The following is a 12,229-nucleotide window of genomic DNA, read 5'->3' as shown; positions in this document are numbered from 1 at the left end:
GCTGCCTGTATAATCGCGGCCTTTCCGTCTTACCGCACCGCATCATGTCCGCCACCCAGGAAATCGCCCGCCGTCGCACCTTCGCGATCATTTCCCACCCCGACGCGGGTAAAACCACGCTGACCGAAAAGCTGCTCTGGTTCGGCGGCGCCATCCAGGTGGCCGGCGAAATCCGCGCCCGCAAGGCCGCGCGACACGCCACCTCCGACTGGATGGAGCTGGAAAAGCAGCGCGGCATCTCGGTCACCTCGTCGGTGATGCAGTTCCCGTACCGCGAATGCGTCATCAACCTGCTCGACACCCCGGGCCACGAAGACTTCTCCGAAGACACCTACCGCACCCTCACCGCGGTGGACTCGGCGGTGATGGTCATCGACTCGGTGAACGGCGTCGAAGCCCAGACCATCAAGCTGCTCAACGTGTGCCGCCTGCGCGACACGCCCATCGTCACCTTCATCAACAAGCTCGACCGGGAAGGCCGTGAGCCCATCGACCTGCTCGACGAGATCGAATCGGTGCTGGGCATGCAATGCGCCCCGATGACCTGGCCGATCGGCATGGGCAAGCGCTTCCGCGGCGTGTATCACCTGTACAACGACACCATCCAGTTCTTCGACCCCAAGGCCGAAAAGGGCACCTCGGAAATCATCCAGGGCCTCGACAACCCGCGCCTCGACGAAGTGATCGGCGACCAGGCCGATGAGTTGCGCATGGACATCGAGCTGGTCCGCGGCGCCTCCCACACCTTCGACCGCGAAGCCTACCTGGGCGGCAAGCAGTGCCCGGTGTTCTTCGGCTCGGCGGTGAACAACTTCGGCGTGCAGAGCCTGCTCGACGCCGTGGTCGATCTTTCCCCCGCCCCGCTGGCCCGCCCGGCCAAGACCCGCCAGGTGGCACCCGACGAAGACAAGTTCTCCGGCTTCGTCTTCAAGATCCAGGCCAACATGGATCCGAAGCACCGCGACCGCATCGCCTTCATCCGCGTCTGCGCCGGCCGCTTCGAACGTGGCGGCAAGCTCAAGCAGGTGTCCACCGGCAAGAGCCTGGCCATCAACAACGCCATCACCTTCATGGCGCAAGACCGCAACACCACCGACGAAGCCTGGGCCGGCGACATCATCGGCATTCCCAACCACGGCACCATCCACCTCGGCGACACCTTCACCGAGGGCGAGGACCTGCAGTTCACCGGCATCCCCAGCTTCGCGCCGGAATACTTCCGCCGCGCCCAGATCAAGAACCCGCTGAAGATGAAGCAGCTGCAGAAGGGCCTCGAACAGCTCGCCCAGGAAGGCGCCACCCAGCTGTTCCGCCCGACCACCACCAACGAGCTGATCCTCGGCGCCGTCGGTACCCTGCAGTTCGACGTGGTCGCCCACCGGCTGGAGTTCGAATACGGCGTGGACGTGATGTTCGAATCCTGCAGCTACGCCACCGCCCGCTGGCTGCGCGGCTCCGACGCCGACCTCAAGGCCCTCGCCGACAAGTCCCCCGCCAACATGGCGCTGGACGGCAACGGCGACTACGTCTACCTCGCCCCCAACCGGGTCAACCTGCAAATGGCCCAGGAACGCTTCCCCGACATCAAGTTCCTGGAAACACGGGAAATCTACTGACCCTCCCCTCCGCCGCCGTCGGCCCCGACGGCGGCCCCCCCGCCCCGCACGCCAGCCCCGCATCCCGCCCGTCCATCCTCCAGCAGCACCGCTTGTCATAGCCAACGCAGGGGATCCGCCTTGCAGAACGGCAACTCAATGCGCGCCGACGTCGGGTGTCATCGCCTTGCCCCCGTACTTGCAAGGTGGCGTGCCTGATAACGGGATGCCTCCCGTTCATAGCCTTCCGATTCGCCATTGGCATGCTCATTGCAACTGTTGTGAGCATCTGAAACCGGAGGCGCAACATGCTCATCCAGGCCGCGTCACGCCTTGCATTCACCACCGAAATGGCGCGTACGGCCTCGGGCCGGCAGGCCCCGGCCATTTCTGCGGCAAACACTGCCGATACCGTCCGCATTTCCCAGGCCGCACGGGATGCACTTGCCGCCTCGGCCTCTTTCCCTGCCACCAATGACGACAGGGTCGTCGCCGTCCGGCTGGCAGAGATCCGGTCCAGCGGCCCGATCAACCGCTCAGCGGAAGATCAGGCCTACCTGTTCGCCAACGACAAGCGGCTCGCCGCGATCGCCGCCCAGGGCAAATCCCCCGACGAGCTGAGCGCAGACGATCTCGATTACATGCAAAAGGCCACCGGGCTCGTCAATACCATGGCGAATCTCAGCCCGGCCGAAAAGGCGCTGTACGACAAGGCCGTGGCAAGCGGCGACAAGGCCGCCGCCGCCGGCCTCGGCCAGATTGCCTTGACCCGGATGATGGGGCACACGGCGGGCGGCGCCAGCGGCACGACCTACGATCCACTCGACACGGCCATCACGGCGGCCAACATCGAGAAATACTTCAGCCGCAGCATCGTCGATCCCAGCGGCAAGGCCGCCTCCAATTTCCAGGCCTTGATCCGGTTCCTGCAGGCCAATCCAGCGGCTTGACGCAAGACGGTTGCAACCGCGATGCCCAGCCCCCAAAAGCCGAGCTGCTCCGCACACGCGACCCGCCTCACCCGACACGCCCCGCAACCGATCCGGCAATCCCCGAGCTCATCCCGACTATCCGGAAGCTCCTCACGAGGAGCCCGGCGAATGTCCTGTCCTGTCCGCGAATCCCTCGCGAGCCCCTCCGGGACAGACCGCCCCTATCCCGCCGATACTCCCGCCCTGTCCGAAAGCCCCTCGCGAGGAGCTCAAAGCTGCTCACGAGGCCCACCGGGATAGGGACCGACTGTCCGGGTGCTCCTTGCGAGCAGCTCCGAGACAGCCCCGCCCTATCCCCCACACCCAAGCGAGGGCTTCTGATATAGGACGGACGAGCCTGTCAGAATTTTTGTGTTTGAGGCATAACGTAAGCCCTGAAAGGGAAGGTTATGCCAAGGAAGAAACAGAAACAGCCCCTGCCCGCCGTTGCGGAGTTGCCGGAAGAGGCGAAGCGATGGCTGGAGCAGATGGTGACAGGTCCGATGACGGCAGAGGCGGTCGAGGACGTGATGCGCGGTTTCAAGAAGGCGCTGATCGAGCGGGCGCTGCAGGCCGAGATGAGCCATCACCTTGGCTACGCAGCGGGCGAGGAGAAGCCTGAATCGAGCGCCAACCAGCGCAATGGCACGAGCGGCAAGACGGTGCTCACCGACGAGGGGCCGCTGCGCATCGACGTGCCGCGGGACCGTGCCGGACAGTTCGAGCCGAAGTTGATCGGCAAGCACGAACGGCGCTTTACGGGTTTCGACGACAAGATCATTGCGATGTACGCCCGCGGGATGAGCGTGCGCGAGATCCAGGCATTTCTAATGCAGATGTACAACACAGAGGTGTCGCCGGACTTCATCAGCCAGGTCACCGACTCGGTGATGGAAGAAGTGCGGGAGTGGCAGAGCCGGCCACTCGAGGCGATGTACCCCGTGGTGTTCTTCGATGCTTTGCGGGTGAAGATCCGCGAGGATGCGGTGGTGTGCAGCAAGGCGGTATTCCTGGCGCTGGGCGTGCGCTCGGACGGTAGCCGGGACATCCTGGGCCTGTGGATCGAGCAGACCGAAGGAGCGAAGTTCTGGCTGAAGGTCTTCAACGACCTGAAGCTGCGCGGCTGCGACGACATCCTGATTGCCGTCACCGACGGTCTGAAAGGCATGGCCGAGGCGCTCGAAGCGGTGTATCCGCGCACGACGCTACAGACCTGCATCGTGCATCTACTGCGCAACAGCCTGGGCTACGCCGGCTATAAGGACCGTCAGGGGCTCGCCGATGCCTTGAAGCCGATCTACCAGGCGGTGAGCGTCGAGGCGGCGGAGGCGGCGCTCGAGGCGTTTGCAGAAGGGGAATGGGGGCAGCGCTTCCCGACCATCACGCTGTCGTGGCGACGGGCCTGGGAGCAGGTGATCCCGTTCTTTGCCTTCCCACCCGAGGTGCGCCGGGTCATCTACACGACCAATGCTATCGAGAGTCTTAATGCGCGGGTACGCAAGATCATCAAGACGCGGGGCCACTTCCCGACGGACGAGGCGGCGACCAAGTTGATCTGGTTGGCGCTGCGCAACATTACGGCCGAGTGGAAGAAGCCGATGCTGTACTGGAGGCAGGCGATGAACCAGTTTGCCATCCTCTACACCGATCGTTTCATCCCGGCGATGACACGATGAGCCGATTCTTCCTGCCCTGCCGCGGCAGGGCAGGAAGAATCGAACCGCCTTGAACACAAAATATCTGACACTCCCGGACGGACCACCCCGGCGGGGGTCGCGAGGCCCTCCGGGATAGTCACGAGTACCTCTGAGATGGTCGCGAGCCCATGCGAGGGCGCAGCGATTGATTGGCTCCTGCAATCGCGAGACTATTCGATCTGAATCATCAGCTTTATGTAAGTCGCATTCATTTGCATTAAAAGCCAACCATGACGACACGCCTTCGGCTGCTGGCTGTCCTCACCGGCTATGCATGGTCCGACAAAATGCAGAGCACACCGCAGCAGAGCTCATCCATGAAGAGACGTCAGCCGCGTCCCGAAGCCATCGGTCTGCCCGACCGTCTGCTCGCGGCGGTCCTCGCGCCCTTGTTCTTCAATGTTTCCGTTCTGATCGTGATGCTCGTCATCTTCCGGCACAGTCCCGGACTGCCGAGGTTTCTCCTTGCAGGAGCGGACATTCCGGCGAGCCTGTTCGTCATGGTCCTGGCGCCGGCCCTGACGGGCTTCCTGGCCGGGACGGACAGGATGGTGAAGTTGCTGGGGCACTGCTTCTACACGCACCTGGAGCGCGAGCAGAACATCGTTGCCACCCTTTTCATCTGGCTGGTGTTGCTCGGATCGACCTACGGCGTGTCGCAGTTGGTGTGATTTCCCAAACCGCACTCATCCCCTGCACCAAGCGCCATGCCAACCATCATTTCTCACGCCGCTGTTCCCCTCGCGATAGGGATCGGGCTCGGTCAGCACAGGATTGCTTCCCGACTCCTTGTGGCCGGCGTATTGGCTGCGATCGCGCCAGATCTGGAGGTCCTCGCTTTCAAGCTCGGCATCGCGTATGCCTATGCATTCGGGCATCGCGGTGCAAGCCACTCGTTGCTGTTCGCAAAAGAAAAACGGCACGGAGCCCCCAAAGCATCCGTGCCGTTTTCCGTTCGTGGGGCCCGCTTGCGCGGGCGCCACGAGGGAGTGCGATTACTTGGCGGTCTGCAGCTTGAAGACCCACACGGAACCGCCCTGCTCGAGGAAGTTCACGCGACGGGCCACGTCGCCGCCCCACAGGGGAACCGCACCGCCCCAGCCGGAGACGACGGCCACGAACTGCTCGCCGCCTTCTTCCCAGGTGATCGGGGGGGCCACCACGCCGGAGCCGGTCTGGAAGGACCAGACTTCCTTGCCGGTCTTGGCGTCCAGCGCCTTCAGGTAGCCTTCCGGCGTACCGTAGAAGCTCAGGTTGCCGGCGGTGGTCAGCACGCCGCCCCACAGCGGAGCGAAGTTCTTGTTCTCCCACACGATCTTGCCGGCGACCGGATCGACAGCGCGCAGCGCGCCGATGTAGTCGTCATGCAGGGCCTTGATGGTGAAGCCAGCGCCCAGGTAGGCCGCGCCACGCTTGTAGGAGACGGGCTCGTTCCAGATGTCCATGCCCCACTCGTTGGCCGGCACGTAGAACAGGCCGGTCTTCGGGTTGTAGGCCATCTGCATCTGGTTCTTGCCGCCCAGGAAGGACGGGGCCGCGAACACGGTCTTGCCCTTCTTGCCGTCTTCGCCGGCGGCCGGGTTGCCCGGACGGTTGTCGTCGTTGTAGATCGGACGGCCGGTGTTCAGGTCGATGCCCTTCGCCCAGGTGATGTCCTTGACGAACGGGAAGGCGTTGATCAGCTTGCCGTTGGTACGATCGATGACGAAGAAGAAGCCATTGCGGTCGGCCTTGCCGCCCGCCTTGATGACCTTGCCGGTCTTCGGATCCTTGTAGTCGAAGGACACGAACTCGTTCACGCCGTCGAAGTCCCAGCCGTCATGCGGGGTGGTCTGGTAGTGCCAGACGATCTTGCCGGTGTCCGGGTTGATGGCCACGGTGGCGGACGAGAACAGGTTGTCGCCGGGGCGCAGGTGGCTGTTCCACGGGGACGGGTTGCCGGTGCCCACGAAGATCAGGTTGGTGTCGGGGTCGTAGGTGGCACCGTTCCAGGTGGCGGCGCCGCCGGTCTTCCACAGGTCGCCGGTCCAGGTGGCGTTGAGGGTGCCGGAGATGCCGTTGTCGGTCTTCTCGCCGTTCACCCACTTGTAGCCCATGTGGCCTTCAACGGTCGGGCGGATCCAGATCAGCTTGCCGGTCTTGGCATCGCGGGCTTCCAGGCGGCCTTCAACGCCGAATTCGCCACCGGACACGCCGGTCACGACCATGCCCTTGACGATCAGCGGGGCAGCGGAAGCGGAGTAGCCGGCGGCGTAGTCGTCGATCTTCTCCTTCCAGACGACCTTGCCGGTGTCCTTGTTCAGGGCCACGAGCTGGGCGTCGAGGGTCGCGAAGATCACCAGGTTGTCGTACAGTGCGGCGCCGCGGTTGATCACGTCACAGCAGGGCATGATGCCTTCCGGCAGACGGTGCTCGTACTTCCACAGCTTCTTGCCGGTCTTCGCGTCCAGCGCAAAGATACGGCTGTAGGAAGCGGTCACGTACATCTTGCCGTCGAAGACGAGGGGCTGGGATTCCTGGCCGCGTTGCTTCTCACCACCAAAGGAGAAGGACCAAACGGGCACCAGGTTCTTGACGGTCTTGGTGTTGATCTTGTCCAGAGTGCTGTAGCGCTGGCCTTGCTGACCGAGGCCGAAGTGGACGACGTCACCGGTGGTCTTGGCATCGTTGGAGATGTCAGCGTCGGTGACTTCCTTGGCCTGGACGGAACCTGCAACCATCAGTGCTGCCGCAATGAGGGACAGCGCAAACGGTTTTTTCATTGTTTTGCTCCTTTGGATCATTGAGTGTCTCCTTTGAGAAGGTGCTGAAGCACGATCCGGGACGGCCACCTCCCGGCCCAACCGAAACGTGCTGCGGGGGTAAAACCGCAAGAGCTGTGCCATCCATCCCCGCCGTGTGCGCCGTTTTTTGTGGCCGGGAAAAATTCCCGATACAAAACGGGTAGTTGGCGCTGGGGAAAACCCGTCGTCAAAACGCGACATCTGTCGCGCCGTCTCAGTCTGTCGATACATCTGCTTCATTCCACACCAAGTGCTCCAAGTTGGAACAACCCGAAGCAGAACATGCTGCAGCGCATGAAAAGCAGCCCCGATTCACACTGGCTCACCTGGTAATCAGCCCGCCCCACCACCGGGGCCATGCAGCCTGCCTGAAACACGACAGATCACCCCCACGGAGTGAGGATAGGAGGCCAGACGCCCGCGCGAAACCCCGGATTTTGCTGGCACAGCTCTTGCAGCCGTCTACCTACATATAGAGCGCGCCGACCCGGGTCAGGCCGCCGACAAGGAGACAGATTTGAGAATGCATCGCGTACATGGCGCAGTGGCCCTTCTACTGCTCGCCTGTAGCCTCACCATTGGTACTGCCCACGCCGCTGGCGACCGGCAGACCGATCCCCTCGACTCGCCCCGCTGGGGCGACATGCGCAAGGAGTTCTTCCCGGCCAAGGCACGGGTGGTCTTCGACAGCCGCGTGAAGGTCAGCGCGCCGCTGACCGCCGAAAACGCCCTCAACGTACCGGTCAGCGTGGATGCCGGTGCGCTGCCCGATGCCACCGAAATCCTGGTCTTCGCCGACTTCAATCCGATCACCCGCATCGTCCGCTTCCGTCCGGAAGGCGCACACCCGGGCCTCGGCTTCCGCATCAAGCTGCAGCAATCCACGCCGGTCCGCGCCGCGGTCAAGACCCGCGACGGAGTGTGGCACGTGGGCGGCACCTGGGTGAATACCACCGGCGGCGGCTGCACGCTGCCCTCTGCCGGCAGCGGTTCGCCGGAATGGCAGAAGCGTCTCGGCGAAGTCAGCAGCCGCGTGTGGGACCGCAAGGAAGGTGGCGAACGGATCCGCCTCCGCATCATCCATCCGGAAGACACCGGCCTCGCCGCCGGCGTGCCGGCCTTCTACATCCAGGAACTGAAGCTCACCGACGAGCAGGGCGCGCCGCTGCTGCAGATCGAGGGCTTCGAGCCGCTGGCCGAGAACCCCGTGTTCTCGGTAGATATCCCCTCCGCCCGGACCGCCGCCGGCTACCGCGTCAGCGGCCGTGACAACAACGGCAACGCCATTTCGGCCGTGATCGAAAAATGAGCCTCCTGAGCCGCGCCTCCCGTTCCGCCATCGCCCTGTTCACCCTCGGCTGGGCCCTGCTGCTGGCCGCCGCCGACATGGACTACGGCCTGCAGCCGGTGGCCATCGCCGACGGCACCTGGGTCCTGGTCGGGCGCAGCGAGGACTTCAGCACCGCCAACGGCGGCAACATCGTCAACACCGGCTTCATCGTCACGCCGGCCGGCGTGCTGGTCATCGACAGCGGCCCGTCGCGGGCCTACGGCGAGCAGCTCAAGCGCGCCATCGCCCGCGTCACCGACAAGCCGGTAACGATGGTCGTCAACACCCACCACCACCCGGACCACTTCCTCGGCAACCAGGCCTTCGCCCCGGAAACCCTGGCCGCGCTGCCCGGCACCATCAGCGGCATCCATAGTGAAGGCGGCGCCTTCAACGAGAACATGTACCGCCTCGCCGGCGACTGGATGGCCGGCACCGAACCGGCCGCCCCGGCCAGACCGCTGACGGCCGGCCCCCTCGAGCTCGGCGGCCACCACCTCGAACTGATCGCCCTCGATGGCCACACCGGCGCCGACCTGGCGATCTTCGACCGGAGCACCGGCGTGCTGTTCGCCGGCGACCTGGTCTTCAACGAGCGCGCGCCCACCACGCCCCACGCCAACCTGGCGGCCTGGCAGAAGGCCCTCGACCGCCTCGAAAGCCTTGGCTTCAAGCAGATCGTCCCCGGCCACGGCCCGGTGGCCCAGGACGCCGCACCGATCCGCCAGACCCGCGCCTGGCTCGGCTGGCTCGACGGCAATCTGCGCCAGGCCGCCGAAGACGGCCTCGACATGACCGAAGTGCTGGCCATCCCGCTGCCTGCTGAATTTCGTCGCCTGGCAGTAGTCGAAGCGGAGTACCGCCGCTCCGTGGGCCAGCTGTATCCGGCCTACGAGCAGCACGCCCTGGCTCGCCCCGGGAGAAACGCCCGATGAGCACACTGCCCTTGTTGCCCGAAACCCCGTGGCCGCGCCCGACGGCGCTGCCACGCCCGCTCAAGCTGGCCATCGGCCTGTCGGTCGGCCTGCATCTGGTGCTCCTCGCCCAGCGCGGCTGGACGCCGGAACAGACCGCCGCCCTGCCCCGCCCGCTGCAGGTGATGCTGCGCGCCCCGCAGCCCGCACCGGAAGCCCCGCCGCCGCCACGCCCCGCCGTGGCCGTACCGCTCGAAGCGCCGCCCGTGCATCGGACGCCCCCGCCGGTCGCCATCCAGGCGCCCAAGCCGACACCGATCCTGACCCGCCCGGCCCGCCCCGACTCACCGCCGGCGCCGGTGGTCCGCGCAGCGGAGCCCGTCGCCCAGGCCAGCACGCCGGCACCGGCTGCGCCCCCTGTCGTCGCCGACAGCACGCCACGCACGCCCGTGCCTGCCGCCTCACCGGCGCCTGTCGCCGCCCGAATGGACGCCGCACCCGCGCTTGCCGCCGACGAGCCGCCCGATCCGGCGCTCCTCGAACGCTACGGGCGCAGCCTGTCGTCCCTGTTCGCCCGCCACCAGCAGTACCCGCGCCTGGCCGCCATGCGCGGCTGGGAAGGTGAAGTCCAGGTGCGCATCACCATCGCCCGCAAGGGCAACATCGTTGCCACCCAGGTGGTGCGCTCCAGCGGCTTCGAGGTGCTCGACCAGAACGCCGTGCAGTTGGTCACTACCGCCGGCACGCTGCCGCGCCCACCGGAGGCGCTGCAGAACAAGGAGATCCAGATCGTCGTTCCGGTCCTGTTCAAGCTGGACAAGCCCACATGACCGCACCTGCCTGCGCCCTGGCGTCCGAAGGAGCCACCGACGTGACGCCCGCCAGCCCGCCCCGCCGCCTGTCCCTGCGCCTGCGCGTCAGCCTGGTGCTCACCGCGCTGGCCGCCGCCTTCGTGCTGACCGGCGCCGCGCTGTGGATCCGCGATGCCCGCGTCGCCATCGCCGAAGAGATCACCGCCGCCAACCGGGTCGCCAGCCAATGGCTGACGGTCTCCGCCCAGGGCACCGCCGCCGGCGACCCGGCATGGACCGAGGCCCGCCTGATCGCCCACCTCAACGCGGTCGGGCGCATCCGCGCCCACCAGTTGGAGGTCCGCGACACCGACGGCAAGCTGCTGTACCAATCGCCGCCTTCGGCCTACAAGGCCGGCCGCGATGCGCCGGGCTGGTTCTTCGACTGGCTGAAGCCCGAACTGCCGGCCCTCAAGCTGCAGGCCGGCACGCTGACCCTGAGCCTGCAGCCGGATGCCTCCCGCTCCGTGCTCGACCTGTGGGACGACCTCACCGCCGCCGCAACCCGCGCGCTGCTGGCGCTGGCCGGTCTGTTCCTCGGCTGCTGGTTCGCCATCGACCGCGCCCTCAAGCCCCTCGGCACCGTGATGGCGGCCCTCGACCGGGCCGGCGAAGGCAACTTCGACACGCGCCTGCCGGTGGACGGCCCCATCGAGCTGGCCCACCTGGCTGAAGCCTTCAACTCCATGGCCTTGCGCCTCGACCGGGCCGTGGCCGAAAACGTGCGCCTGAACCACGAGCAGGCCATGGCGCGGACCATCACCGAAAGACTGGAAGCCGATCGCAAAGCCATCGCCCGCGAACTCCACGACGAACTGGGCCAGAGCATCACCGCGGTAGCCGCGCTGGCCGGCGCCATCGTCCAGCGCAGTGACAACACACCAGCCATCCGCCAGAGCGCCGAGGTGATCCGCGACGTCACCTCACGCATGCAGGGCGATGTGCGCGCGCTGCTCACCCGCCTGCGCCCGCCGCGCAGCGGCGGCCCGGAAGAAACCCTCGACGACGCGGTGCGCAGCTACCTCGCCGCCTGGAGTCAGCGCCACAATGACGTCGAGCTCAGCACTGAGCTGTTCGCCGGCCCCAGCCCGTTGCCCGACGAAGTAACACTGACCGCCCTGCGGATCGTTCAGGAGTCGTGCACCAACATCGTCCGCCACGCCCTGGCCAGCAAAGCCCGCATCCGCCTGCTGCGGGAAGGCGACGCGCTGACCGTCGAGGTCAGCGACAACGGGCGCGGCATCATGCCGGCCTCCGGCCAGGCCGGCTTCGGCCTGGCCGGCATGCGCGAGCGCGTCGCCGAACTCGGCGGCAGCCTCGACATTTCCTGCCCGTCCGCAGGCGGCACGCGCATCCGCGCCCGTCTGCCGATCGGCCTGCCGGCAGGCCGAGCCGACGACCTTATCTCCCCCAGCCCGGAGCCCGACGCATCATGAACACTCAGCTCGATCGCCTCCGCATCATCCTCGCCGACGACCACGCCATCGTGCGCATGGGCTTTCGCCTGCTCCTCGAAGGCGCCGGCGCCCAGGTGATCGCCGAAGCCGACAGCGGCGAGGCTGCCCAGCAACTGATGGCGGGCGAGGATCCGGACGTGCTGGTGATGGACCTGTCGATGCCCGGCTGCGGCGGCCTCGCCGCCCTGGAGCGGATCATGGCCAGGAAGCCCCGGGCCCGCGTGCTGATCGCCTCCGCCCACGCCGACGCGATCACCGCCGAGCGGGCCCTCAAGCTCGGCGCCGCCGGCTACCTGTGCAAACGCAGTCCCCCGGAAGAACTGCTGCAGGCCGTTGGCCAGATCGCCGCCGGCCAGCGCTACATCGACCCGGAAATTGCCAGCGCGCTGCGCCGCGCCGACCGCCCCGAGCACCCGGCCGAAGCCCTCACCGACAAGGAATTCAACGTCTTCCTGCAGCTTGCCCAAGGCCGCTCGGTGGCAGAGGTCGCCAGTGACTTCCATCTCAGCCCCAACACCGTCGGCACCCACCTGTATCACATCAAGCAAAAGCTCGGCGTGCAGAACATGGCTGAGCTGGCGATGGCCGCCGTGCGCTCCGGCTTGATCCAGGTGTAGGTCCTTCCCTTTCC

At 66.1% G+C, this 12,229-nt stretch carries 10 protein-coding genes and 1 pseudogene; 10 read left to right on the top strand and 1 reads right to left on the bottom strand.

The features are described from left to right. Nucleotides 1-44: 44 nt before the first annotated feature. The 5 genes and pseudogenes from AC3QL2_RS18905 to AC3QL2_RS18885 form a co-directional block, all read left to right on the top strand. The gene (locus AC3QL2_RS18905; RefSeq protein ID WP_493236231.1) at nucleotides 45-1,616 is read left to right on the top strand and encodes a peptide chain release factor 3; all 1,572 of its coding nucleotides are present in this window, start codon (nucleotides 45-47) and stop codon (nucleotides 1,614-1,616) included. Nucleotides 1,617-1,903: 287 nt separating this feature from the next. Beyond that, nucleotides 1,904-2,545 (top strand): hypothetical protein, encoded by a 642-nt coding sequence (locus AC3QL2_RS18900; RefSeq protein WP_493236230.1) that lies wholly within the window; start codon nucleotides 1,904-1,906, stop codon nucleotides 2,543-2,545. Between the two features lie 431 nt (nucleotides 2,546-2,976). Further along, nucleotides 2,977-4,242 carry an IS256 family transposase gene (locus tag AC3QL2_RS18895; RefSeq protein ID WP_493236435.1) on the top strand — a complete coding sequence of 422 codons (1,266 nt, stop codon included), beginning with the start codon at nucleotides 2,977-2,979 and terminating at the stop codon, nucleotides 4,240-4,242. A 251-nt stretch (nucleotides 4,243-4,493) separates the two neighbouring features. Continuing rightward, nucleotides 4,494-4,934: a hypothetical protein gene (locus AC3QL2_RS18890; RefSeq protein ID WP_493235154.1), complete on the top strand. Its 441-nt coding sequence runs from the start codon at nucleotides 4,494-4,496 to the stop codon at nucleotides 4,932-4,934. A gap of 36 nt (nucleotides 4,935-4,970) precedes the next feature. Next, a pseudogene (locus AC3QL2_RS18885) lies at nucleotides 4,971-5,111 on the top strand (hypothetical protein); the annotation flags it as partial. Between the two features lie 147 nt (nucleotides 5,112-5,258). On the opposite strand, the gene AC3QL2_RS18880 reads toward AC3QL2_RS18885, so the two are convergent. After that, nucleotides 5,259-7,025, bottom strand: a complete 1,767-nt coding sequence (locus AC3QL2_RS18880; protein WP_493235155.1) for a PQQ-dependent methanol/ethanol family dehydrogenase — start codon at nucleotides 7,023-7,025, stop codon at nucleotides 5,259-5,261. 544 nt (nucleotides 7,026-7,569) lie between these two features. On the opposite strand from AC3QL2_RS18880, the gene AC3QL2_RS18875 reads away from it, so the two are divergent. From AC3QL2_RS18875 to AC3QL2_RS18855, 5 genes are read left to right on the top strand one after another with little or no spacing between them, the layout of a single operon-like run. Then, the gene (locus AC3QL2_RS18875; RefSeq protein ID WP_493235156.1) at nucleotides 7,570-8,355 is read left to right on the top strand and encodes a quinoprotein dehydrogenase-associated SoxYZ-like carrier; all 786 of its coding nucleotides are present in this window, start codon (nucleotides 7,570-7,572) and stop codon (nucleotides 8,353-8,355) included. After that, the gene (locus AC3QL2_RS18870; RefSeq protein ID WP_493235157.1) at nucleotides 8,352-9,311 is read left to right on the top strand and encodes a quinoprotein relay system zinc metallohydrolase 1; all 960 of its coding nucleotides are present in this window, start codon (nucleotides 8,352-8,354) and stop codon (nucleotides 9,309-9,311) included. Before AC3QL2_RS18875 ends, AC3QL2_RS18870 begins: the two co-directional genes overlap by 4 nt. Then, nucleotides 9,308-10,120 carry an energy transducer TonB gene (locus AC3QL2_RS18865; RefSeq protein WP_493235158.1) on the top strand — a complete coding sequence of 271 codons (813 nt, stop codon included), beginning with the start codon at nucleotides 9,308-9,310 and terminating at the stop codon, nucleotides 10,118-10,120. Before AC3QL2_RS18870 ends, AC3QL2_RS18865 begins: the two co-directional genes overlap by 4 nt. Next, entirely contained in the window at nucleotides 10,117-11,577 is a 1,461-nt protein-coding gene (locus AC3QL2_RS18860; RefSeq protein ID WP_493235159.1) for a HAMP domain-containing sensor histidine kinase, read from the top strand. The genes AC3QL2_RS18865 and AC3QL2_RS18860 overlap by 4 nt, the downstream gene beginning before the upstream one ends. After that, nucleotides 11,574-12,215: a response regulator gene (locus AC3QL2_RS18855; RefSeq protein WP_493235160.1), complete on the top strand. Its 642-nt coding sequence runs from the start codon at nucleotides 11,574-11,576 to the stop codon at nucleotides 12,213-12,215. Before AC3QL2_RS18860 ends, AC3QL2_RS18855 begins: the two co-directional genes overlap by 4 nt. Nucleotides 12,216-12,229 lie beyond the last annotated feature (14 nt).

It is taken from the genome of Zoogloea sp. GW822-FHT05C07 (assembly GCF_058800215.1).
Note: the sequence above shows the minus strand (reverse complement) of the source record. Positions and strands in the feature narration are given on the sequence as shown.

Excerpts from the sequence above, each read along its gene's own strand:
- AC3QL2_RS18875 (WP_493235156.1), top strand. The coding sequence starts at position 7,570 with ATGCATCGCGTACATGGCGCAGTGGCCCTTCTACTGCTCGCCTGTAGC.
- AC3QL2_RS18880 (WP_493235155.1), bottom strand. The coding sequence starts at position 7,025 with ATGAAAAAACCGTTTGCGCTGTCCCTCATTGCGGCAGCACTGATGGTT.
- AC3QL2_RS18860 (WP_493235159.1), top strand. The coding sequence starts at position 10,117 with ATGACCGCACCTGCCTGCGCCCTGGCGTCCGAAGGAGCCACCGACGTG.
- AC3QL2_RS18870 (WP_493235157.1), top strand. The coding sequence starts at position 8,352 with ATGAGCCTCCTGAGCCGCGCCTCCCGTTCCGCCATCGCCCTGTTCACC.
- AC3QL2_RS18900 (WP_493236230.1), top strand. The coding sequence starts at position 1,904 with ATGCTCATCCAGGCCGCGTCACGCCTTGCATTCACCACCGAAATGGCG.
- AC3QL2_RS18895 (WP_493236435.1), top strand. The coding sequence starts at position 2,977 with ATGCCAAGGAAGAAACAGAAACAGCCCCTGCCCGCCGTTGCGGAGTTG.
- AC3QL2_RS18855 (WP_493235160.1), top strand. The coding sequence starts at position 11,574 with ATGAACACTCAGCTCGATCGCCTCCGCATCATCCTCGCCGACGACCAC.
- AC3QL2_RS18905 (WP_493236231.1), top strand. The coding sequence starts at position 45 with ATGTCCGCCACCCAGGAAATCGCCCGCCGTCGCACCTTCGCGATCATT.
- AC3QL2_RS18865 (WP_493235158.1), top strand. The coding sequence starts at position 9,308 with ATGAGCACACTGCCCTTGTTGCCCGAAACCCCGTGGCCGCGCCCGACG.
- AC3QL2_RS18890 (WP_493235154.1), top strand. The coding sequence starts at position 4,494 with ATGACGACACGCCTTCGGCTGCTGGCTGTCCTCACCGGCTATGCATGG.